The organism is Candidatus Bathyarchaeota archaeon A05DMB-5, from assembly GCA_019685655.1.
In the GTDB taxonomy this organism is placed as follows: domain Archaea; phylum Thermoproteota; class Bathyarchaeia; order Bathyarchaeales; family Bathycorpusculaceae; genus DSLH01.
The window spans coordinates 147,102-169,449 of sequence record JABFQP010000001.1 but is presented as its reverse complement, the minus strand read 5'-3'; the positions used below and the strand labels follow the sequence as shown (position 1 = coordinate 169,449).

The 22,348-nt window shown below is 40.7% G+C and carries 24 protein-coding genes, 1 tRNA gene and 1 pseudogene; 12 read left to right on the top strand and 14 right to left on the bottom strand.

Annotated features, from left to right (window positions below; translation table 11 throughout):
- Positions 1 to 8: 8 nt before the first annotated feature.
- The 4 genes and pseudogenes from HM003_01010 to HM003_00995 all read right to left on the bottom strand — a co-directional run bounded on the left by HM003_01010 (position 9) and on the right by HM003_00995 (position 3,355).
- Positions 9 to 650: a hypothetical protein gene (locus HM003_01010; GenBank protein ID MBX5327921.1), complete on the bottom strand. Its 642-nt coding sequence runs from the start codon at positions 648 to 650 to the stop codon at positions 9 to 11.
- 111 nt (positions 651 to 761) lie between these two features.
- Complete coding sequence (locus tag HM003_01005) at positions 762 to 959, bottom strand: hypothetical protein (GenBank protein ID MBX5327920.1); 198 nt, start codon at positions 957 to 959, stop codon at positions 762 to 764.
- Between the two features lie 143 nt (positions 960 to 1,102).
- A complete protein-coding gene (locus tag HM003_01000; GenBank protein ID MBX5327919.1) occupies positions 1,103 to 2,029 on the bottom strand; it encodes a 4-demethylwyosine synthase TYW1 in 927 nt (308 codons plus the stop codon).
- Positions 2,030 to 2,137: 108 nt separating this feature from the next.
- A pseudogene (locus HM003_00995) lies at positions 2,138 to 3,355 on the bottom strand (hypothetical protein).
- A 110-nt stretch (positions 3,356 to 3,465) separates the two neighbouring features.
- Here HM003_00995 and HM003_00990 point away from each other — a divergent pair.
- Complete coding sequence (locus tag HM003_00990; GenBank protein MBX5327918.1) at positions 3,466 to 5,553, top strand: hypothetical protein; 2,088 nt, start codon at positions 3,466 to 3,468, stop codon at positions 5,551 to 5,553.
- A 118-nt stretch (positions 5,554 to 5,671) separates the two neighbouring features.
- Positions 5,672 to 5,959 carry a hypothetical protein gene (locus tag HM003_00985; GenBank protein MBX5327917.1) on the top strand — a complete coding sequence of 96 codons (288 nt, stop codon included), beginning with the start codon at positions 5,672 to 5,674 and terminating at the stop codon, positions 5,957 to 5,959.
- A 68-nt stretch (positions 5,960 to 6,027) separates the two neighbouring features.
- Here the strand turns inward: HM003_00985 and HM003_00980 are convergent, their stop codons facing one another.
- Positions 6,028 to 6,195, bottom strand: coding sequence for a hypothetical protein (locus tag HM003_00980; protein MBX5327916.1), 168 nt, complete (start codon positions 6,193 to 6,195; stop codon positions 6,028 to 6,030).
- Positions 6,196 to 6,278: 83 nt separating this feature from the next.
- On the opposite strand from HM003_00980, the gene HM003_00975 reads away from it, so the two are divergent.
- Genes HM003_00975 through HM003_00965 form a run of 3 tightly spaced genes read left to right on the top strand, consistent with a single transcriptional unit; the run spans position 6,279 to position 7,800 of the window.
- On the top strand, positions 6,279 to 7,136 hold the full coding sequence (locus tag HM003_00975) for a class I SAM-dependent methyltransferase family protein (GenBank protein MBX5327915.1): 858 nt from the start codon (positions 6,279 to 6,281) through the stop codon (positions 7,134 to 7,136).
- Between the two features lie 45 nt (positions 7,137 to 7,181).
- Positions 7,182 to 7,478 carry a DUF3795 domain-containing protein gene (locus HM003_00970; GenBank protein ID MBX5327914.1) on the top strand — a complete coding sequence of 99 codons (297 nt, stop codon included), beginning with the start codon at positions 7,182 to 7,184 and terminating at the stop codon, positions 7,476 to 7,478.
- Between the two features lie 49 nt (positions 7,479 to 7,527).
- Positions 7,528 to 7,800, top strand: coding sequence for a Trm112 family protein (locus HM003_00965; GenBank protein MBX5327913.1), 273 nt, complete (start codon positions 7,528 to 7,530; stop codon positions 7,798 to 7,800).
- A gap of 26 nt (positions 7,801 to 7,826) precedes the next feature.
- Here the strand turns inward: HM003_00965 and HM003_00960 are convergent, their stop codons facing one another.
- Genes HM003_00960 through HM003_00945 form a run of 4 tightly spaced genes read right to left on the bottom strand, consistent with a single transcriptional unit; the run spans position 7,827 to position 12,673 of the window.
- Complete coding sequence (locus tag HM003_00960) at positions 7,827 to 8,783, bottom strand: Gfo/Idh/MocA family oxidoreductase (protein MBX5327912.1); 957 nt, start codon at positions 8,781 to 8,783, stop codon at positions 7,827 to 7,829.
- Entirely contained in the window at positions 8,771 to 10,150 is a 1,380-nt protein-coding gene (locus HM003_00955) for a nucleotide sugar dehydrogenase (protein ID MBX5327911.1), read from the bottom strand. The genes HM003_00960 and HM003_00955 overlap by 13 nt, the downstream gene beginning before the upstream one ends.
- 38 nt (positions 10,151 to 10,188) lie before the next feature.
- Complete coding sequence (glmM, locus tag HM003_00950; GenBank protein ID MBX5327910.1) at positions 10,189 to 11,565, bottom strand: phosphoglucosamine mutase; 1,377 nt, start codon at positions 11,563 to 11,565, stop codon at positions 10,189 to 10,191.
- Between the two features lie 19 nt (positions 11,566 to 11,584).
- On the bottom strand, positions 11,585 to 12,673 hold the full coding sequence (locus HM003_00945) for an NDP-sugar synthase (GenBank protein MBX5327909.1): 1,089 nt from the start codon (positions 12,671 to 12,673) through the stop codon (positions 11,585 to 11,587).
- Between the two features lie 73 nt (positions 12,674 to 12,746).
- Here HM003_00945 and HM003_00940 point away from each other — a divergent pair, with 73 nt between their 5' ends.
- Positions 12,747 to 13,505 (top strand): creatininase family protein, encoded by a 759-nt coding sequence (locus tag HM003_00940; protein ID MBX5327908.1) that lies wholly within the window; start codon positions 12,747 to 12,749, stop codon positions 13,503 to 13,505.
- Positions 13,506 to 13,520: 15 nt separating this feature from the next.
- On the opposite strand, the gene guaA is transcribed toward HM003_00940, so the two are convergent.
- A complete protein-coding gene (gene guaA, locus HM003_00935) occupies positions 13,521 to 15,065 on the bottom strand; it encodes a glutamine-hydrolyzing GMP synthase (protein MBX5327907.1) in 1,545 nt (514 codons plus the stop codon).
- Positions 15,066 to 15,131: 66 nt separating this feature from the next.
- Positions 15,132 to 16,508 (bottom strand): type I glutamate--ammonia ligase, encoded by a 1,377-nt coding sequence (gene glnA / locus HM003_00930; protein MBX5327906.1) that lies wholly within the window; start codon positions 16,506 to 16,508, stop codon positions 15,132 to 15,134.
- A gap of 137 nt (positions 16,509 to 16,645) precedes the next feature.
- On the opposite strand from glnA, the gene HM003_00925 reads away from it, so the two are divergent.
- The 6 genes from HM003_00925 to HM003_00900 all read left to right on the top strand — a co-directional run bounded on the left by HM003_00925 (position 16,646) and on the right by HM003_00900 (position 20,888).
- Complete coding sequence (locus HM003_00925; protein ID MBX5327905.1) at positions 16,646 to 17,089, top strand: Lrp/AsnC family transcriptional regulator; 444 nt, start codon at positions 16,646 to 16,648, stop codon at positions 17,087 to 17,089.
- A gap of 97 nt (positions 17,090 to 17,186) precedes the next feature.
- Positions 17,187 to 17,271 (top strand) — tRNA-Leu (locus tag HM003_00920).
- 272 nt (positions 17,272 to 17,543) lie between these two features.
- Positions 17,544 to 18,014, top strand: a complete 471-nt coding sequence (locus HM003_00915; protein ID MBX5327904.1) for a PIN domain-containing protein — start codon at positions 17,544 to 17,546, stop codon at positions 18,012 to 18,014.
- Positions 18,015 to 18,018: 4 nt separating this feature from the next.
- Positions 18,019 to 18,225: a hypothetical protein gene (locus HM003_00910; protein ID MBX5327903.1), complete on the top strand. Its 207-nt coding sequence runs from the start codon at positions 18,019 to 18,021 to the stop codon at positions 18,223 to 18,225.
- 429 nt (positions 18,226 to 18,654) lie between these two features.
- Positions 18,655 to 19,362, top strand: a complete 708-nt coding sequence (locus HM003_00905) for a hypothetical protein (protein MBX5327902.1) — start codon at positions 18,655 to 18,657, stop codon at positions 19,360 to 19,362.
- Positions 19,320 to 20,888 carry a hypothetical protein gene (locus HM003_00900; protein ID MBX5327901.1) on the top strand — a complete coding sequence of 523 codons (1,569 nt, stop codon included), beginning with the start codon at positions 19,320 to 19,322 and terminating at the stop codon, positions 20,886 to 20,888. Before HM003_00905 ends, HM003_00900 begins: the two co-directional genes overlap by 43 nt.
- A gap of 163 nt (positions 20,889 to 21,051) precedes the next feature.
- Here HM003_00900 and HM003_00895 read toward each other — a convergent pair whose 3' ends face one another.
- From HM003_00895 to HM003_00885, 3 genes are all read right to left on the bottom strand, one after another.
- A complete protein-coding gene (locus HM003_00895; GenBank protein ID MBX5327900.1) occupies positions 21,052 to 21,273 on the bottom strand; it encodes a DUF2283 domain-containing protein in 222 nt (73 codons plus the stop codon).
- Positions 21,270 to 21,542 carry a DUF4258 domain-containing protein gene (locus HM003_00890; protein ID MBX5327899.1) on the bottom strand — a complete coding sequence of 91 codons (273 nt, stop codon included), beginning with the start codon at positions 21,540 to 21,542 and terminating at the stop codon, positions 21,270 to 21,272. The genes HM003_00895 and HM003_00890 overlap by 4 nt, the downstream gene beginning before the upstream one ends.
- Positions 21,543 to 22,031: 489 nt before the next feature.
- Positions 22,032 to 22,325 carry a DUF1805 domain-containing protein gene (locus HM003_00885; GenBank protein ID MBX5327898.1) on the bottom strand — a complete coding sequence of 98 codons (294 nt, stop codon included), beginning with the start codon at positions 22,323 to 22,325 and terminating at the stop codon, positions 22,032 to 22,034.
- Between the last annotated feature and the right edge of the window lie 23 nt (positions 22,326 to 22,348).

Genomic DNA, 22,348 nt, shown 5'->3' with positions numbered 1-22,348 from the left:
TAACTTTTTTAGACTTCTTTTTTTCTCTGTGATTTTTCAAAGCGCTTCAAGTATTCTTCCAAAGATTTTCTTCGCATTTCCTGTGTTATATCTCCGCGAGTGGTTTCAATAATTTTTCTTGCGACATCGCATTTTCTTCTTAGGCCGGGAACAAGCATGTACGCTTCGTCCATGGACATAAGCTCAACGTAAATGTGGTCCATCATCTGTAAGCATTTTTCTCCTTCTGCTACATCGCCTTCGCGTAGAGCATCTAAAGCTAAACGTCTGTACTCGCCGATGACATCTGCTAATCCAAGAACATAATCAACTGAAGGCACGTTCACTTCTTCTGGCGTTACAAATGTTTCGTTTTCTACTAAACTTAGAAATATGTTTGCTTCTGAATACTCTTGTAATGCAGAGTCAAATAAGCCACCATAAATTATCTCTGGATACTTGGCTGACAACGTGTTAAGGTCCGCAAGGTTTTCTCTTGCTTCTTGGATGCGTCTCTTTGCTTCTTCTAATTTTTTCTGGTGAATCAGAAGTATTGCTTGTTTGGAAAGGCTTGTTACTTTTCGCATGTTCTTTTGAGCGTTTTCTCGTATATTCTCTTTTTCTCTCAATTCCTTTCTTATTTCGCGCAAGATGTTTCTTAAGGATGGCACGTGATAAGCACCGTTTCTAGTTAAATGAGGGAAAATAGATAAGTGTTTTATTATGTGTGAATGTAAGAAAAAAATGGGGAAAGAGCCCAGTGTGTAACTTTTTGATTTTTCTTACTGTGGTTGTGGTGGAGGTTCCTTCCATTTCTCCACTAGCAGTTTGTTGTCTCCTAGTTTGAAGCTTATTTTGACGAATATGGAGTCTGAACCTTTGAATGGGAACATGCTGTCTTCTGCGAGGTCTTTTGGTAGGTATATTAGGAATTTTCCGTCTTTTCTTCTGAAAAGTCGTCCTCTTCCTTCGTTAACCATTCTTGTTCACACCTTGATTTAATTTTTGGTTTAAGAAACCAATTGTATAGGCAATAGTATTTAAGCTTTTTTATCATAACATTCGCAAAGAAGCAAGTTGTCTTGCGAAATACTTAAAATTTCTGAATCACATGCAACAAATTTTAGTCGTCATTAAATCTTATAGGCTTCTCAATTCTACTCAATAATAAAACTCTGCTCTCTGCGGATTTATCAATTATTAAGTATCCAGTTTCCGCTGCTAATTGCTTTCCAAACTCCATTATTTCCGCTAAACTTGGCATATTTTCATAGCCTAACCGAAGCCTAGAAAATCCCACATGCATGTAAGCTTTCGGTTCAATATAAGTTGGATTAGCCTTCGCAACGAGTTTAGCGTAGCCTTCAATGTTTTTCATGTTTAAACCACGCACCGACGTTATCCGAATTACGGTGAGACATTTGAAACTGGGCAGAAGCGCTAATGTCTCGTTCACTTTTTCCCATGCTTTTGGAATCTGTGGACGGCAAACATTTTTGAATGATTCTTTATCTGGAGCGCAAACAGAAATGTAAAGCTGTGTCGGCTCTTCGCTTAATTTTGCTAAGGCTGAAGGTACAGTTCCGTTAGAAACAAGAAAAGTGGTGAATCCTCTTCTATGAAAAGCCTTGACTAGTTCTCCGATGTTGCCGTAGAGGGTTGGCTCTCCAGTCAAGCTTATTGCGGCATGTTTTGGAGTTAGGGCTTCCATGAATTTACGTTTGTTAGTTTTTGGATTGCCCTTGTATCCGCTTAAAATTTTAAGTTGCGCCTTGATGCTTCCATCAACAATTTCTTCTGGGAAATCCCATGGCGGTAGTTTCATTTCGTTCCATGTAATTTGTAAATCGCCCGTTTGGGCTCTCCAGCAAAAGAGGCATTGCTGGGTGCAGAAAAAAGCTGCTGGCGTCATTTGTATGCATTGATGTGTTTTTATGCCGTAGAATTTTTGTTTGTAGCATGGTCTGTCGTGGGCTAGTGTTTCGTAGAGCCATCTGCATCTTTTGACGGCTGAGTGGCGACCGACAAAGTGGTATTTCTGTTTTTTCATGGCTTGTATGAGCGCTGAGGGAACTAAGGTTTCCAAGTTTATCACTTTTTTATGCTACTATGTGCCATAGAAATATGAAATTATGAGAGGATAGATAAAAACAGTTCACTAATCAAAGCAGTATTCAATCTTTTGAAATTCCGCACAAAGTTTTGCAACATCTTTTCTGATTTTTTCTGGCTGTTCCTTGTCAATGATTGTTCTCTTAATCAATTCAGCAATTTGTAACATTTCTTGCTCTTTCATTCCGCGTCTCGTGACTTCGCAAGTGCCAATTCTTATAACGCAGTCAGTAATAATGTTTGCAAGCTGAAGTTTTTCTGCGATAACTCTTCCATGCTCGTAACTTCCATAATCCAATATTATCTGATGCGATTTAGTGAATCCCAAATGACTGCAGATAACAGGAAAACCATGATCAAACAAGGCTTTCGCCAAAGCTTGCGAGTTGCGAACCACTTGCTTTGCGTAAGCCTTTCCAAATTTTTCCATCTCCATCAACGCCAAAGTTAACGCTGCAATGCGGTTCCAGTGGGCATTGTCTACAAAACCAGGATACACTTTCCCTTTAAGAATCTCACCGTGTTCTTTGTCTGCTAAGATTATTCCTCCTTGAGGTCCAAAGAAGCTTTTGTGTGTGGAACCGAAAAGGGCGTGGGCACCTTCTCTTAGTGGATCTTGAAATTGACCGCCAGCGATAAGCCCTAAAACATGGGAGCCATCAAACCCTATGCACGCGCCATTTTCCTTGGTGACTTGTGCCAAATCTTTTACCGGCTGTGGAAAAGTGATTAGGCTTGCACCGAAAATCACCACTCTAGGCTTAACGCGTTTTATGGTTTCCTTTGCTTCTTCAACTTGTATGTTCATGTCAGCCTTAGAGAAAGGAAAGGGCACAGTTTTGAGGCTTAACAGTCCCGCTAGAGCATCGTTCCACATTCCAGGGTATCCACCGTTTTCTGGAGAAATACACATTAACGTATCGTCACGCTTCGTGAAATTAGCCAAAAAAATCAAATCAGCAATGTGTCCTGAAAGCGGGCGCAAATCTGCAGTTTCCGCTCTGAACACTTTTTTTGCGATTTCTTCCCCGTACTGTTCGATTTCATCTAGGTAGCGTGTGCCCATGTAGAAGCGGTCTCTTGCAGTGTATCGATGTCCAAGTTCTGAAGAAAGCAGTTTACGTACAGCGGGGCTCATAATATTTTCTGAAGGTATGAGGTTGAGGCATTGTTTTCCTCGCCATTCCTCATGTTTTTGGACTAGATTCAATAGGTCATCAATCACTCTGTTTCCCTCGGAATTAAGTCAATATTGCTTGTGCATACATTTAGTTTTCTGTTTAAACCTTGCTGGTAAAAAGGTAAAGTTTAAAATGTTCACAGTATTAGAAGTGTTCACAAATTCAAACGGAACGTATGAGGGAAAAATGTTTGATGCAATCTTGGGTTAGAAAGGCTAAATCTCTAATAGTTTTAATGCTTATTCTCTCTTTAACAGGAACCTTCTTCTATTTTGTGCCAAGGGCGAAAGCTGTAACGGCAATCGCCTCTTTAGATCCTTCTTCAGCAAAAATTGGAGCCTCTGTTCAATTAAACGGCACCATAACAACCGCAAACGGAACATTCACTATCAAGTTTGACGAAGACACCGTTGCAAGTGGAAAAGCAGAAGGATACTTAGTAAACGCGACATTTAGTGTTCCAAACACGTTTGCGGGCAGCCACAATGTAACGCTTCTTGATGATAGCGCTGGAGAGAATTACACTTCAACATTTACAGTGTTAACGTCTTACTTTCTGGAGATAGCGCCTGTTGAAGAGCCACTGCAGAGACAAGAAGGAGACTCCGCGACAATCAACGCGACCGTAATTGGTGGAGACGCAAGCACATCTTACGTTGCGAACATCACGGTTCAGACACCCACAAATGCTTCTTACACTAAAATGCTTAGCATTGCAACTTCCAATAAAGGAAATGGAAACGCAACAGTTTCTTTCCCGAACGAGTTTGTAAGTGAAAGCCCCAACGCTAACACCAACTACACTGGCAACTACAAAGTCTTCTTTAACAGCACACTAGCCTCAGCAACCTTTTTTGTAGGTCTAACAAACGCTACCCAATACCACCGATTCGATGTGGTTGACATTAAGGCATTAGGTTACAAAGCAGAAGAAAATGTTACAATAACAATAAGCTTGGGAGGAACAACGCTTCACTCAGACAGCACAAACGCCACAAGCGAAGGCATAATCTACGCAAACTGGACAGTTCCTGACAATGCTACAATAGGCACTTACACTCTTAACATCACCTCAACTTTCGGGAACACAACAAAGAACCCACCCGACACCCAAAGCTTTACAGTTCCTGGTTTTGAAATCAATGTTACCACAAGAAATCGTGCGGGTGAACCAGTTCGGAATGTAACGCTTAGAATTTACGAAAACACTTTATCTGTGGTAAACGCAACAAGTAATTCTGATGGTTTAGTACGTGTTGAGCTTGAGATTGGAAACTATACGGGCGAGGCGTATTACAGAGACCAAAAAGTTGGCGAACATTGGCTAAACATCTCCGAGGCTGTATCGTTAAATTTTGCATGCAACCTTACCAACCTTAGAATTTTAGTGAAAGCCTTTGTTGGTAACGTTGAAGTGAGGGTTCCAGAAGCTGGTTTGTTCCTTTCACCTGAAAACTTGACGGCGACCACCAACCTTACTGGAATAGCCGTATTCCACTCTTTATTGCCTAATGTTACATATGCTTTCAATGTTTCCCGCTATGGTGTGGCGTTCAACGAAACAACCATCCCTAATTTGTTTGTAAATGCGAATGCAATAGCTTGGTTTGACATAAACATAACTTGCTCCACGAAAACTTTGCAGATAAACGTTACAAACCCAAACGCAGACAACCAACCAATCAACAATGTCACAGTGAGAATTCGCGATTTAATGGGTGGAATATTCTATGAGGGCAAAACGAATCCTGAAGGAATAGTTGTTTTCGACGCTGTTTTTGGCAATTACACTGTAGAAGTTTATGAAGAAAACGGCATAAAACTGAACGAGACTGTTGTTGTTCTTTTCGAGAATACGAACGTGTCAATCAGCTGTAGTCTGTATGGTTTAGATGTTACTGTTAAAGTCGTAGATTACTTTGGACAACCCATTCCTAACGCACTTGTAATATTGCAACGAGAAGGCATGTCTGAACGCTCCTATCGCACGCAAGCCAATGGTGCCGCACTCTTCAGCAACATTGTTGGTGGAAGCATCCAAATAACAGTCTACTTAGCCGACCAAACGCAACCTTATGCCGGAGGAAATTACATTATTGAAGGTTCCACAACGATTGAAATAAAAATAGGAAAATACGTCGTGTTAGCTGGGTTGCTTATTGAAACAATTCATTTGATAACCGCGATAATAATCATATTAGTTGTGGTTTTCCTTCTTGCAATAGAGGTTTACCGCAGAAAACGCCGTAAGACTTCTCAAGAAAACGAAAAGCCAGAGTGAAAATAAGGAGTCTGAGGGAAAAAGGTTTATATCAAAAGTCAAGTGAGTATTTATCAAGGAAGAAGCAGTATCAATACAAGAGTTTTATTAAAATAAATGGTTGAAGGTCGTGCATGTGTTGGCTCAAGTGAAGGCTTGTTCTCCAACATGTAATTCCTTTAAGTGCGCAAAAAACGCTGCAGTCTATAGACGAGACGGTGTATGGTGCAGATGGACCGAAGAAATGTGTAATGTTGCAAACTGCACATACGCCATTTGCATAAAAAGACGACTGCTGCCCAGAGGAGTCTGTGGAGAGACTGTGAAAAGAAAAACTGTTGAAAAACAACCTGAAGAAGTCGTTGGTCCAACAATAAAGCTTCGTGGAAGAGCTCTTCGTAAGATTGGAGAAAAAGAAATCTTTTAGCAACAAGTTTCAGTGGTTCCTTGAAACAACCCTTTTTTCATTAATTAAGTAGCTTGTCTTCTCAAATTTTACTTGGCGGGGACACGTTTAACTACAGGCGGTTTCACTTTTTTCAGAATTCTGTAACCGCAGACGATGCATTTAATTTCTCCACCGCGGAGTTCCAATTCTTCAGAAGGAACTTTTGCTCCGCATCTTACACATTCGTAAACTATTCCAGTTGTCGTCTTTTCCATGGCTGTGTCCTCTTCTTACAAAGGAAACATGTCTGCTTTTAAATGTTTCCGGTTGCTTTCATTAATGACAGGAGCGTTTGTCCTTGAAGAAAAAATTAAGAACGCTTTTGGCAGAAGTTCTCTCTCCTAGCGAGTTACAATTTGTTTGTAATTCCTATGATATCGTAGGAGACATAGCGATTATACGAGTTTCAAAAGACGCGAGAATGTTCTGTAAAACTATAGCTGAAGCTATCATGGCAGTGCATAAAAATGTCAAAACTGTTTTAGCACAAACAAGTCCAGTTACGGGAGATTTTAGGCTTCGAAAACTGGGACATGTTGCGGGCGAAAAAAAGACTGCGACAGTTCACAGAGAATCAGCATGTTTGTTTTCTGTCGATGTTGAGAAATGTTATTTTTCGCCTCGGCTTTTCTTCGAGAGGATGCGTATTGCAAGATTGGTTGAAAATGGTGAAGTAGTGGTTAACATGTTCGGCGGAGTTGGTTGTTTCTCTATAATCATTGCCAAGGATTCGAACGCTCAAAAAGTCTATTCGATTGATGTTAACCGTGCAGCAATTCAGTATTTGAAAGAAAATATCAGGTTGAATGGAGTTTATGGAAAAGTCATCCCCTTACAAGGTGATGCAAAAGAAGTTATTGAAACAAGGCTATGCCACATTGCAGATAGAGTTTTGATGCCGCTGCCGGAAAAAGCGTTGGGGTATCTGCCTTATGCCTTGTTGGCTTTAAAGAAAACTGGCGGTTGGATACATTTTTACTATTTTGAGCATGCCAAGAAAAATGAGAATCCAATTGAAAAAGTCAAGGCAAAAATTGCAGAAAAACTTGGAAGCCTCAGCGTTGTCTTTGAAATTCCGTCTGGTCGAGTTGTCAGAACTACAGGTCCAAACTGGTATCAAACAGTTTTAGATATTAAGATAGCCCCGCAAATATGAAAGCATTTATGCATGTTGTCTTAGCGTTGATTATTGGTGAGGTAGTTGAATACTGAAGCTGGCATGTGTGGCATATACTGCGAATATTGTCCTGTTTATAGACGTAAGGAAAAAAGATGTTTCGGATGCAGTTGGGTTAATGGACAATTAAGAAAAGTTAGAGAGTCTCAAAGAGGATGCGCCTTTTGGGAGTGCGCGAAAGAGAAGAACGTGAAATCTTGTTTTCTATGCAAGGAGTTTCCATGTCAGCTGCATTATGGAAAAGAAGCAGTTTATACTACTGAAGCTTTGAATATGTGGAAGGAAATTATTGAAAAAGGATTTAGTTTTAGAGAAGCCTAAAAATGTTTTATAAGTTTGAAGGCGAAAATACGGTCTGGAGGGACAGAAAATCAAAAAGAAACTGATGGAAATACTGGCTTGCCCAATTGACAAGCATCACCCGCTGGAGTTGCACGTGTTTGAGGAAAAGGACGAGATAGTTGAAGGTTTAATTGTTTGTCCTAAATGTTTAAGATGGTATCCGATACGCGACGAGATTCCAGAAATGTTACCTGATGAATTGCGAAAAGAAAATGAAGATTTGCCATTCTTGAAAAAGTGGAAGGAAAAGGTTCCAGAAAAGGTTCAGCGTGAAGGTAAGCCTTTCAACCTGAAAAGTTAGGACGAAACGCAACTTTCAATCATATTTTATCTTAGCTTTACTGCTTTGCCTGTTACAGAGGATTTTAACGCTGCCTCAGCGATTTGAAGGGCTCTTAAGCCGTCCATTCCAGTTATTAGTGGTTTTTCCTTTTTCATGACACAGTTTGCGAAGTGCTTAAGCTCAAGTTTCAGTGGTTCTTGCCAAGGGTATCTGGGCTGCACAGTTTCTTTCACGTCTTCCACAGTTAATTCTTGTGTGATATAATCCAGCTTCATTATCGCTGTGCTTCCGGTGACTGTTAGTATTCGTGTTTTGTATGGTGTCAGCCAGTTTGACTCGATGAAAGCGCTTTTTCCGCTTTTGAAGGTGAGCATTATCTGTGCGTAGTCTTCAAATTTTTTGTGTCTCATGTTTCCGGTTTTGGCGTAAACAGCTGTTGGCTCTTCATTAAATAAGTATCTCATTATGTCTATGTCGTGTATGGCTGTGTCTTTGACTACGCCAACATCGCCTATTCTTTCTGGCCACTGGGAAACTCTTTTCGATGTTGCACAGACAATTTCGCCAAGTGTCTTGTTTTCAACCGCCTTTCTAATGTGCTGTAGTCCAGGAATAAATCGCATCAAAAAGCCGACGGTGAGGTGCAACCTTTCTTTTCTGGCTGTTTCTAACAGTTTTTCTGCTTGTTTCGTGTTCGCAGCCATGGGCTTCTCAACTAAAACGTGTTTTCCAGCTTTCAGTGCTTTTAGGGCTTCTTTTGCAAGGCTTGTCGACCACGTGCAAACGCTCACTGCTTCTACATCGTCTCTTCTCAGCAGTTTTCCCGTGTCTGTGTAAGGTTTTACTCCGAATTGTTTAGCCACATTCTTCGCTCTTTCAGCGTCGATGTCGCAGACGGCTAAAAGTTCTGTTTCTTCCAATTCCTTGAATACTCTTGCGTGGTTTCTTCCCCAGAAACCTGTCCCAATCACCGCTACGCCTAGTTTTTTCACTTTGTCCACACTCCTCTTCCTAGACCACGGTATATGAAGCCTTCCTTTTCAATTTTGTCAGGTTCAATAATTCCTTCAAAATCGATGATTGCCGCTGGCATTTTCATTAAAACTTTCAGTTTTTTTAAGTTTAAGCGTTTGAGCTGCTCGTGTCCCGTGAGTATTAGTATGCAATCAGCGCCTTCTGCTGCTTCGAATAAGTTTCTGCTAAAAGCGTGGTGTATATCAGATAATTCTTCTCTTGAAAAGTATGGGTCGCAAAGGTTGACTCTGGCGCCTCTAGCTTCCAGCATTTCTGCGAGTTCTTTTACTATTCTTTTTGGGTTTCCTCTCGTATTTTGTAGTTGTGAAATTCCGAACAGAGAAATTCGTGCTCGTCTTAGTGTTTTTCCGCATGTTTTCAAAGCGTTCTTAGTCAAGTTAATTGCGTGTTTAATCATTTCGTCATTTATGTCTCTGGCAATTGTGGATAGGCGAAGTTTTACATCGAGGTTCTCTGCATCTTCCAATAAAAGATGCGGTTTTTCTTGTGTCTCTTCTTGAGTGAACTGTGGGAAAGGAATAGTTGTGTTATCGCTAATATTTGCAAGTTTGCAGACTTCGATAGCATCTATGCCTAATTTTTCGCAGAGAATAGCCAACTCATTAACAAGTGCTACATTAACATCGCGGTGTACTATTTCAAGGAGCGCTGTTGCTTCTGCTACTTTTATGTTCTGCACTTTTCTCACTCCATTCTTTGAAACTTTCTCAAGGATTATTGATGTGGCATTTAAGCTGTCCTTGTCCGTTGCTGCTACAATTCGCTTATGATTCGCCAATTTTTCTAATGTTTGTCCTTCAAATATTTGAATTGGACTGTAGGCTAAGCCGAAATCAGTTCCGACTTTAAGTCCCGAAGTGTTTTCCAAGGTTTCTTTAATTAGCCCTTCTATAACGCCTACTCCTGTGGTGCTTACGATAATTATTAAGGCGCCATGGTGAAGACCTAATCCAACTTGTTTGCAGATGCTTTCAATTTCTGAATAATTGGGTTTTTTCTTTTCATCAATTTTCACGGAAGGGGTTATGACCGCAACATCGCTTTTGGAAGCGGCTGTACGTATGTCATTTATGGCGTTTAACAACCCTGTTTTTATGTAACTTTTCAGTTTAAGCTCATTTTCACGTTTTAGAAAAGGAATTTTTCCTTTTGTTATTGCATTTACTATTGTTTGGTCTGTATCTGCGCATATGACTTTGAATCCTGCTTCAGCGAAAAGGTAGGCATGGAGTATGCCGGTTTCTCGGCAGCCTATTATACTGATTGTATAGTTTCTGCGTTTTTCTGGTGTGTCGATTTCTTCTGGTCTTATGTTTAGTATTGTTGGTGACATTTCAAGTAGCCTCTTAATGGTTAGTGTGAAGGGCAGTTTTAACTCTTCAAACTCTTAATTATCTTTTCCAGTTTTAATGTGTACTCGCGGACAAGTTCCAGCGCTTTCTTCTCTGTTTTGGCTTCTGCATACAACCGATAAATTGGCTCTGTTCCACTGGGGCGGACCAAAATAGAGCTTTTGTCTTCAAACCATATTTTGACGCCGTCAATAGTGCTTATTTTCAATCCTTTTACTTGCGCTGTCAACTTTTTCAGAACCGCCTCTTTAAGCGTTTCAGGGCATTCCGCTTTGCCTTTTTCTATAAAATATTTTGGCAAATCTTCCAGAAGCTTTGAAAGTTTTTCGTTTGTCCTTGCCATAATATCTAAAATTAGGGCTGTTGTCATCGCACCGTCTCTGACTGATTGGTGCGGTCCATAAAAGACTCCGCCGTTTTCTTCTCCGCCAAGTTTTGCTTTCAACTTTTTCATGGTCTGTGCGACTGTGACACTTCCCACTTTAGTCCACACCAGTTCTCCGCCGTAAGCGTCAGCTACGTCCTTAATCAAGGTTGAAGAACTTACTGGCGTGACAATCTTTTCGCCTGGATTATCCTGTAAGAAATATTTTTCTATTAATGCGAAGGTTTTGTCTCCCCAGTAAATTTCCCCTTTTTCATCAACAAAAACCGAACGGTCGGCGTCTCCATCATAGGCTACGCCTAAGTCTGCGCCTACGGCTTTCACGGTTAAAGCTAAATCATTGAGGTTTTCTAGGCGAGGTTCCGGTAATCTTCCAGGGAAGGTTCCATCAATGTTTCCGTTTAATGTTGTGATTTTGCATCCTAAGTCTCGAAGTAGTTTTGGCGCGGCTAGATTGCCAACGCTGTTTGCCGCGTCAACAACGATGTGATAATGTTTTTTCGCTATTTTTGCAACGTCAACATGCGCCTTTACGGCTTCTATGTACTCGTCAATTATTCCCGGCAGTTCGTGTGTTTCACCTAGATTGTTCCACTCTACATAGCGTATTTTATCTTGGAAGAATATTTTTTCAATTTTTATTTCTTGTTCGCGAGAAAGTTCGATTCCATCATTCCAAACAACTTTTATCCCATTATATTCTGGTGGGTTATGCGAAGCAGTTATTATTACAGCGCCATCCGTTCTTTTTGTTTTGACCGCGTATTGTAATGCAGGTGTAGGCGCCATCCCAGCGAAAAGCACGTCGCATCCGGTTGCGTTTAATCCAGAGATAACTGCCTTTGAAAGCATTGGACTGCTTGTTCTCGCATCATATCCAACTATGAGCGTTCCTCGTTTAAAGAAAGTGCCTATTGCGCATCCAATTTTAATCGCAACTTCCGGAGTTAACTCCTTGTTGGCTAATCCACGAATTCCGTTTGTTCCAAACAAACGTTTCGAGCTTTGCATAATTTTTGGGTTCTCCTTTCTAAGCGATGCACTTTGGCGTTAATACGCTTTCTGAAACTTCCTTTGCGGGGCACACCCATACTCCGCTTGCAAGTGACACATTGTCTTTTATTTTTGCGTGGTCTCCTATTACGCATCCTTTTTCGATTTTAACGTTTTCTCCTATAATCGCGTTTTCGCCGATTATCGCGTTGTTTATTGTTGAAAAATCAGATATTACTGTGTTTGGAAAAATCACAGATTCTCGTATCTGAGCACTTTTGCCGACATTAACGTTTCGTCCTAAAACTGAAAAAGGACCAATAACTGCCTTTTCTCCTACTGAAACTCCCTTGTCGAAAGCCACGGGACTTCTTATCTCTACGTTGCTTTTAGTCTTCAACTTTTGTTGCTTTGCAATCGAAGACAGCAGAGTCTTGTTAGTTTCCAAATAGTCTTCCGGTTTGCCTATATCCGTCCATAAACCATCAAAAACATATCCGTAAAGCATGCCTTTTTCAGCGAGTTTTGGAAAAACTTCGCGTTCAAGAGACACTTTTCTTCCTTTGGGGATATACTCGAAGATTTCTGGGTTGAAGGCGTACACTCCAGCATTTATCAAATCAGATGGAGCCTTTTTGCGTTTGGGTTTCTCAACAAACCTCTTTATGCGACCATCCTTTGCTAGCTCAGCTACTCCAAATCTGCTTGGGTCTTCGACTTTGTGAAGAGCAATCGTCGCTAAGGCACACTTTTCTTTATGTCTCTTCAATAATTCAGTATAGTTTACATCGGCAAAAATGTCTCCGTTTATAACCAAAAAAGACGTGTCGTAACCAATTAGTTTTTGAGCCTTTTTTATTGGTCCGCCTGTGCCTAGCGGTTTTCTTAAAGGGTCTCGAGAATAGGTAATGTGTATTCCATGTTTCGGAACTCGCGAAAGTTTAATGAAAGTTTCTGTTTGGTAACTGACCGCCAATACGACTTCGTCTATTTCATTATTGGCCAGCCTTTCAAAAGTCCATTCTAGTAACGGCTTGTTGACTATTGGAAATAGAATCTTAGGTCTTGTGCAACTAAGCGGTCTCAACCTTGTGCCGAAGCCTCCAGCAAGAATCAAAGCCTTCAACTCGTTCACCGTTTCAATGCAAATTTTATATCATTAACCTCTTAATATAAGCGATTTCGTGAAGGTGAAACAGTTGAAGGTTTTGTTGCATGAGATGAGCTGGGCTGAAGCCAAAAAATACTTCGCTAAAAACGATATCGCCATTTTACCCGTCGGCTCCAACGAGCAGCATGGTCCTCAAAACCCCCTTGGAACAGACCATCTAATCGCTAAGGCGATAGCCGAAGAAACCGCCAGACGCACTGGCGTTTTATGTTTGCAAGTTGTTCCTTTCGGCGTTAGTTCACATCACAAACAATTCTGTGGAACCATTTTCATCTCGCCTAAAACATTCAAAAACTACGTGAAAGAAGCATGTCTCGCACTGAATTATTATGGCGTAAAGAAAATTGTAATAGTAAATGGACACGGCGGCAACCTTCACGCTCTTGCTGAACTGGCTCGAGAAATGCGCGAAAAAGGAATTTTCATCTCAGTCTTTCAGTGGTGGCCCGCAGCGAGCAAACTTTTGCCAGACATCTTCAAACCGGAAGAAAGAGGACACGCTGGAGCGGAAGAAACTTCGGTAAATTTGGCTTTGCATCCACAAATGGTCAACATGAAAAAGGCCGTTGATGAGGAAACGCGCAAGCACAAAACACAAACAGAAGGCGTGACGCTTCCTCTGGGCACTGCGGATTATACAAGCTCTGGGGTTTTTGGCGTTTCAAAAACGGCTTCTGCAAAGAAGGGAAAAAGGGTTTTTGAGGTTGTGGTCGGCGAACTAGTCAAGCATGTAAAATTGCTTAAAAACACGAAGATTGAGGATTTAATGCAAAAGCCTAAGGCTTAAAGTTCAATTCTTCTTTTATTCCCATTCAATCGTTGCCGGCGGTTTATGCGTTACGTCATAGACAACGCGCGTAACTTCTGATATTTCATTTGTAATTCTTGTCGAGATTTTCTCTAGCACCTCGTACGGGATTTTTGCGAAACTAGCCGTCATTGCTTCGCGGCTTTCTACAATACGGACTGCGACAACGTAACCGTAGGCTCTTGCGTCGCCTTTCACGCCTGTAGCTTTGGTGTCTGTTAAAACGGCGAAGTACTGCCACAAGTTTTCTTCCAGTCCGCTCTTCTCAATTTCTTCGCGTACAATTTTGTCTGCTTTTTTGGCTATTCTAACTTTCTCTGGGGTTAATTCGCCAATTATTCTGACTGCGAGTCCCGGACCTGGAAACGGTTGTCTGAAAACTATCTCTTTCGGTAGTCCAAGCATTTTGGCGACTCTTCGAACTTCGTCTTTGTATAGGTCGCGTAGTGGTTCAATGATTTTTTTGAATTTGATTTTTATTGGTAAACCAGCCACGTTGTGGTGTGTTTTTATTTTGTCTGAGAATTTTCTGAATCCAGATTCAATTCTGTCTGGGTATATGGTTCCTTGGATTAAGTAGTCAGCGCCTGTTTTTTCAGCGATTTCCTCGAAGACGCGGATGAATTCTTCGCCGATGGTTTTGCGTTTCTTTTCTGGGTCTGTGATTCCTTCGAGTTTCTTTAAAAATCGTTTTTGTGCATCTGCGATTATGAGGTTTAGTTTGAATTTTTGGAAAACGTTTTTCACGAATTCTGGTTCATTTTCGCGCATGAATCCGTGGTCGACGAATACTGCTGTGAGTCTGTTGCCTATGGCTTTTGCTGCTAGGGCTGTGGCGACGCTGGAGTCTATGCCTCCGCTTAGGGCTATTATGGCTTTCCCTTCGCCAACTTGCGCCTTTATTTCTGTTATCATTTTTTCTATTATGTCTCCCATTTTCCAGTTTGCTTCACATTTGCAAACTTCGAAGATGAAGTTTTGGAGCATTTTGGTTCCTTTTTCTGTGTGCACGACTTCCGGGTGCCACTGCAAACCATAAATTGGCTTTTTCTTGTGTCTGAACGCTGCGACTGGACAGTTTTCTGTGTGTGCTAACACTTCATAGTCTGTGGGAATTGAGAAGACGGTGTCGCCGTGGCTCATCCACACTTTCTCTTTTGCGTTTAACCCCGTCAAAACGCCTACTGGTTTGTTAATGGTTACGTATGCTATTCCATACTCTCTTTCCTTTGCGGGCTCAACGTTTCCTCCAACCATCTGAGCGATAAGTTGGTGCCCATAACATAATCCCAGAATTGGTAGTCCTACGTCGAGAATGTGCTGGTTGGGTTTTGGAGCGTTTGGTTCGTAAACGCTTGCTGGTCCGCCTGAAAAAATGAGTCCTTTCACGTTGAACTTTTCTTTTAGCAGCTCAATTTCTTCTGGTTTTATGTCGTGGGCGACGATTTCCGAGTAGACTCCATGTTCTCTTATTCGTCTTCCTATGAGGTGGCAGTATTGCCCGCCGAAATCAAGTACGAGTATTGTGTCGTATTTCATTGTTTATCTTTCTCTTGCTGTGGAATTATTGCTCCGTGTGGACGCAAGTATTTAAGCATGTTATTTTTATGCGTAGAGATATTTTTGCAGTTCCCAACTGGTTACTTGGTTCTTGTCGTTAGGCTGATGTGTCTCGTATTCTTTCCACTCTTGCATTTTAAGCTCCATGTATTTTTCCGCGGTTTCCTTGCCTAAGGCTTGTTTGCAGATGTCGTCGCAGTTCCATTCTTCTATGGCTTCTTTGAGCGAAGTTGGCAAAGTTTGGATGCCTAACTTCTTGCGTTCTGCTTCTGTTAAGTGATAAACATTAGCGTCCACAGGTTCGCCGGCGTCAACCTTTTTTCTTATGCCATCTAATCCTGCTTCAAAAATCACTGCATAAGCCAAGTACGGATTGCAAAGCGGGTCTGGGCATCTGAACTCTATTCTTGCTTCTCTTTCTTTTCCAGGAAAATATTCTGGCACTCTTATCAGTGCAGAGCGGTTTCTCTTGCTCCACGCCACATACACTGGGGCTTCGTAGCCGGGCACAAGTCTCTTGTAACTGTTAACTGTTGGCGCAACAATCGCGCAGAGTGCTCGGGCATGCTCTAGTAAACCGCCAATGAAATATCGGCATTTCTGCGAAAGATGCGCGTAGCCTTTCGGGTCGTAGAATAGGTTTTCTCCATTTTTTGGGTTGCGTAGTCCTAGGTGCACGTGCATGCCATTGCCGGGTTTGCCGTGCCATGGTTTTGGCATGAATGTTGCTGTCCAACCGTATTTTTTGTCTGCTACTGCTTTTGCTGCAAACTTGTAGCGCATGATGTTGTCTGAAGTGGTTTGCGGGTCTGAGTATCTGAATGTTATTTCGTTTTGTGCTGAGCCGGCTTCGTGGTGTTGTCTTTCAACGGTGATTCCCATGGCGAATAGGGCGTTGGACAAGTCCATTCGATAAGTTTCTGTTATGTCTCGTCCAGGCGCTATGTCGAAGTATCTTTGTTTGTCTATGAGGTGGTTTTCAACTGGGTAAACTTCGCCTTCCGTGTTTTTTTGGACTAGGTAGAATTCTAGTTCGGCTGCGGCTGTTGGCGCGTATCTTTCTTTTAATGTTTTTTGTATGGTTTGTTTGCAGATGTGTCTTGGGTCGCTTTCTAAGTGTTCGCCGTTGGGTTTGTGCACGTGGCAGATGAAGCTTGCAACGCCTTTGTCGTAGAAGTAGTATGGGCAAACTGTGAATGTGGATGGGTCTGGTTTCATTATCATGTCGCTTTCTTCTATGCTGACTCCGCCTATTATGGAGGAGCCGTCGAAGCCGACGCCTTCTTTTAGGGCGTTTTCTGCTTCTTCTGCTGGGATGGTTCTGCCTTTTAAGTAGCCGAGTAGGTCTGTGAAATGTAAGAGAATGTAGTCTGCGCTTTTTATTAGTTTTAGGTATGTATCAATGTTTTGTGTGTATTCCATGCTGCCCCTTCCTAATCAGATTTACAGCGGATGGAATTATTTCTTTACGTATAAAAGGTTTATTGGAAAAAATATGCATAAATGTTAAATATACCATGCATTAGATTAGACAAATATGCAGTGAAAGGTGAGTGGTTATGGGCTTGGATGAAACAGATGTTAAAATATTGAAGGCGTTAACTTCTGATGCACGGCTTTCGTCGCGGCAGATAGCTAATCAGTGCGACATTTCTATAGGCACTGTCTTGTCTCGGATAAAACGGATGGAAAAAGAAGGAATAATAAAGGGCTATTCGGCACTGCTTGACCATGAAAGACTCGGGTATGAATTAACAGTTGTGAGCGAAATAACTGTTTCGAAGGGTAGGCTTTTGGAGGTGGAAAATGAAATTGCGCGTTTGCCGAATGTTTGTTGCGTGTATGACGTGACAGGCTTGATAGATGCGGTCATAATTGCAAAGTTCAAGAACAGAGAAGAGCTGAGTAAGTTCACGAAGAGGCTTCTGGCAATACCCTACGTGGAAAGAACAAACACGCATGTTGTGTTGACGACGATAAAGGAAGACTTTCGCTTAACCTAAACTTTCCACGCTTTTTCCCTTTTTTACTCGACTTTTCTAAAGCAAGATTTAATTCAAACAACAAATATGAAAAGTAAATAACAGAACACGATTCCACGCGGGGGTTGCCAAGCATGGCCAAAGGCGTAGGCCTGAGGCGCCTATCCCATAGGGGTTCGTGGGTTCAAATCCCACCCCCCGCACTTGAAAAGCAGCCTTATAAAAGCTTATTTTAACAAAATAAACCAAATTTAAGGCGTTATCGGTGGGGGCTGAAATTTCAGCATAAAATTACTAGTAAAATGTGCCCATAGTTGCAATAGCTAGAAGACGTTAGTATCGAGTCTGTCATAGTTTTCAAAGAAAGAATTGATGACAATAAATTTGTTAGTTTCTTTCTATTTGTCTTCAAAACTTGTGAAGTAGTGCATATTTTAAAAGGTGTTCGGCAATTAATAACTGCTTGTGAGTTAAATTGGTTGAGCGAATTTACTTGGATACAAACGTGTATTGCAGACCCTTTGACGATCAAGGTGACAAGCGAATTCGAATGGAAGCGAATGCTTTTATTGAAATTGCCGATGCCTCTTTGCGTGGTAAAATAATTATCGTAAGTTCTGATTATGTAAAATTTGAGATCGAGAAAATTCTAGATCCATTAAAGAGAAAAGATGTAAGGGGTTTTGAAAGAACTCTAGCTTCGGTAAATGTAACTAGTGTTAAGCAGGTAATTTCTTTAGCGAGAAGATTCTCTGCTAAATGTGGCTTAAATCCTTTAGATGCATTACACGTTTCTTCTGCTTGTATAGGAAAGGCTGACTGGTTTTTGACGTGCGACGATGAAATTCTGCAAAAGAGCCGCTGTATCGAGGAACTTGCAGCTGAAGAGGGATATAGGTTAAAAGTAAGAAATCCCATTAATTATTTAGAAGAAAAGCATGGGTGAAAAAATGACCGAGACTCAGATAGCAACGGTGGAAGTGCCTTTTGAGGCGCTCGTAAAAGAACTTGGAGCAAAAAGGGCTATAAAATTCCTTAGTGAAATTAGACGTAAATATGGCGATTCTGTAGTGGAGCTTAGAAGAGCTACAGAAACACTAACAATCGAGCAAATTGAAAAAGAGATTAGGCAGTTGAAAAAAGAAGAAAAAATATAAAAACTGAAGATAAATCACATACAACATTGCACCCCAAATTTTTCGATATTTTTCCTCAAACTAATAAGAACTTTTACTGGTAAATTTGTGCGTAAATCCCACCCCCCGCACTTGAAAAGAAGCATTATTTAAGCGTATTTTAGCAAAATAAGCTAGATTTAAGGCATTGTTGGTGGGGGCTAATATTTCAGCATAAAATTACTAGTAAAAATCTTTGCAATCGCTTGAATTTATGTTCAGTTAACGATGACTAAAGGAAAACAGATCACGAATAGCCTCGTTCTATCCACGTATTTATAGATGATGGAGTATAGCCAATAACATACATCCGCACATCAATAAACGTTCAATTAATATATTTCAACAATAGAGGGCGTTTCCACAAAATTTTAAATGTTAAACATGAAAAATATTGCTAGGTGAAATAAAATGAAGAAAACAGTTTCTGGATTAATGTTGTTTCTGCTATTTGTAAGCACTTTAACAATAGCGTTTAACATTCACCCAGTTAAGCCTGATTACGTTTGGAGTCAAACCATTTACATAAGGGCTAACGGAAGCATAGAACCTTCAGGTGCGCCCATATCAACAGTGAATAATGTGACTTACACGTTGACAGACAACATTGTCGGAAACGTTCCAAGCTACACAAGCGCAATCGTCATAGAGAGAGACAACATAGTGCTTGACGGAAATGGCTTTGCAGTTCAAGGCAAAGAAGAATATAAATCCGTTGGAATTTCCCTTTACAGCTTGAGTAATGTTACGATTGCAAATGTGACGGTTAAAGACTTTTATTACGGCATCAAATTGAACGAGACGACTAGCATCACAATCTTGAAAAGCGCTCTTAATAACACAATGGATAACATTTGGGGCTACAACACTTATGAAACTATAATTTCTGGAAACTATATGACAGGAGGCCACACAGGCTTTTACTTTGTGTTTTCTTTTAGCGACACTATTTCTGGGAATAACATCACGGGAAACACTTATGCTGGCATAGAACTAACAAACGCGTATAACACTACAATTTCTGAAAACAGCATTTCAAAAATATGGATCCCACATCTTATGGTAACAGTATCCTCATGTACAGTTCAGCAGACAGCCAAATTTACGGGAACAACGTAACAGAAAGTTACCATGGCATAAGCCTTGAACGATGTAATAACACGAGAATTTACCAAAACAATGTGATGAAACACCATTGGGTTGTATTCCTTGACAGGTGCATAAACATCTCGATGTATAGTAATCTGTTTAATGACAATCTTTACGGCGGAATTGGCATTTGGGGAGAAGAATTAGATGAGTATCTGCATTCAATTGACACTTCAAATCTTATAGACGGCAAACCAGTATACTACCTAATCAACCAGCACCACTTAACTATTAACGCGACAACGCATCCAGAAATTGGTTATCTTGCCCTAATAAACTCGACAAACATCATCATTGAAGGATTGAACCGCACTAAAAGCAGCGATGGGATTCTGCTAGCCTACACAAATAACACGAGAATCAAAAATAACAATTTGACAAGCAACTGTGACGGGATATACCTATACAACTGTTCAAACAACACTATAATTGGAAACATTATTCAAAGAAACAATTATGGAGTTTACATTACAAATTCCACGAATAACATGATTAGCGGAAACACGTTGGAAGACAATGATGAAGATGGAATAGAGATTTACTACTCTACAAATTGCACAACATCAAATAATGAAATTAGAGGCAATAATTATGGAATTAGGGCATCACATTCAAGCATCGTTATTAGTGAAAATAACATTTCAGCAATCGATACTTGCATTGATATCGACACGTCTGAATGCACCATTTATGCAAATAACATAACTAACAGCTATTATGCGATTGACCTTACCTCCTCCTCAGACAACATCATATGTAAAAACAACATAACGAGCAATGAGTATGGCATCATCCTTTGGTCTTCAAACAACAACACTATATGCGAAAACAACATAGTAAACAACACTGAGAGCATATACCTCAGCGAATCAGAAAACAACACGATTTACCATAACAACTTCATAAACAACACAAACTTGATAAGCACATACGCATCGCCGTGCACATGGGACAACGGCTATCCTTCTGGCGGAAACTATTGGAGCGACCATGTAGGAGTTGACGCTGATTACGACAGCATCAGCGACACACAATACATAATTGATGTGGACAACATTGACAGATATCCACTTATGGGTCCAATCAACATTTTTGACGCTGGAACATGGGACGGAACAGCGCAAAAAATTGATATAATAAGCAATTCAACAGTCTCAAACTTCGAACTCAACATAGACCAGAAAATGATAAGTTTCAATGTCACTGGAGAGTCTGCATGTGGCTTCTGTAGAATAACTGTGCCAAACATTATTGTGCAAGAATTATGGCAAGGCAACTACACCGTTCTATTAAATGGTCAACCATGCCTCTTCAGAAACTGGACAGATACAGCAGACACATATATATACGTCAACTACACCCACTCAGAACACCAAATAATTATAATCCCAGAGTTCTCACCCGCACTAATACTGCTGCTACTTAATGTTCTCCTTACAATAGCCATAATCTTCACAAACAAAATCAAGAAAAAAGGGCATAACACTAAGCTTTAACACTCCAAAACTTCATTAAAGCCCTCCTCCATTTTCCATTAAGAGATATTAACAGAAATCAAAAGTCTAAGGAGTTAGTGTTTAGCGTTGAAAAGCGTGTTTTGGTGTCCTAGGGGAAAGTTTGAAAAGCGATGTTTTAGTTGGAGGCTTGTTTAATTTTGTTTTAGGCTGGGCTTTCTAAAATTAGTTTTAGTTTTTCGGCTATGTCCTTGGATATTGGGAGTATGGCGTTTTGGGAGGCTTTCCATATTTCTATGCCAACGAGGTTTCCGTCTTTGTCTAGGTCTACATAGGCGTCTTCACTTAATATTTTGGTGTCCGCTATTTCCGACTCTTTAAACTTTATGTATAATATGTCGGATTCTCTGTCATATTCCACTTTCACTTAATCCTCACCCATGTTCTGCTTTCCAGTTTTCTGCCAATTATTTCTTGGGCGTCTGATGTTATAAACGTTGTCACAATTTTGATTTCCTTATCCTCTCTAGAATATGCCACTAAAAGATGCTTCTCATCAAGCTTCTTGAAGACGATTGTTGTTCCCGTGCTTAAGTCATAATATGTCTGGGACGGCTGCAATATTGCCTCCAAAATCATGTCCTCAGTTATACCCCTTCCAGCTGCTCTAGTTTTTGCGTGTTTTGTATATTTCATGTAACTGCAACTCGCCTTTGAAGTTCTACTGGTCAGCTTATTACGGTTGTGGCTGCATTGTTTCCCATTTTTAGCGGAAAAGCCCTTTTTCCAGAAACCTCCTCAGACAGCTTTCACCATATAGTCATGTTATTTTAAACTCTTTAATTGAAACTTTGACGCAGCGTTTCATTCTTTTTGTTAGCAACGTCTAATTAAAAATCCTAGATTCTTCAGCGGTGTTTTTTTACTGGTAAATTTGTGCGTAAATCCCACCCCCCACACTTTTCAACGAACCCTCTCTTTTTTAGTTTTCAAGTTATGGTGCAAAACTAATAAAGAATTATTTTTGTCACATAATAACCAGAGAAATAATTTATGGAAACGGGACTTGCTAGTATCGCGCAATTATTACTAAAGTATAGCTACGTTCTACTCAATCGCACAAACAATTGAACCATAAGCCCAATCTATATATAAGGGGGGGTCAACACCACAGAGCAAGACTCTTCAAAACATACATTTCAAAGCATCAGAACCCTTCATCCCAGCTTCTACGCCAAGACTTTTCGCTTTCAACGTAGCCGCTTTAACCTGCGCATTCAACACATCCTCAAACGTTTTCACTCCACTAACCATCGCAGCAACCACTCCCAACCTTTCCGCAGCCTCCATATTAAGAAAACCACACATCACAAAACCCTTCTCAGCAACAATCAAAAGCAAAGGCGGCGAACCCGGCAAATCCACACGCAAACCCAAACACGCTTTACCATCAACCTTCAAAGACGAAACATCAATCATACATAAACACCTTTAAACCCTAC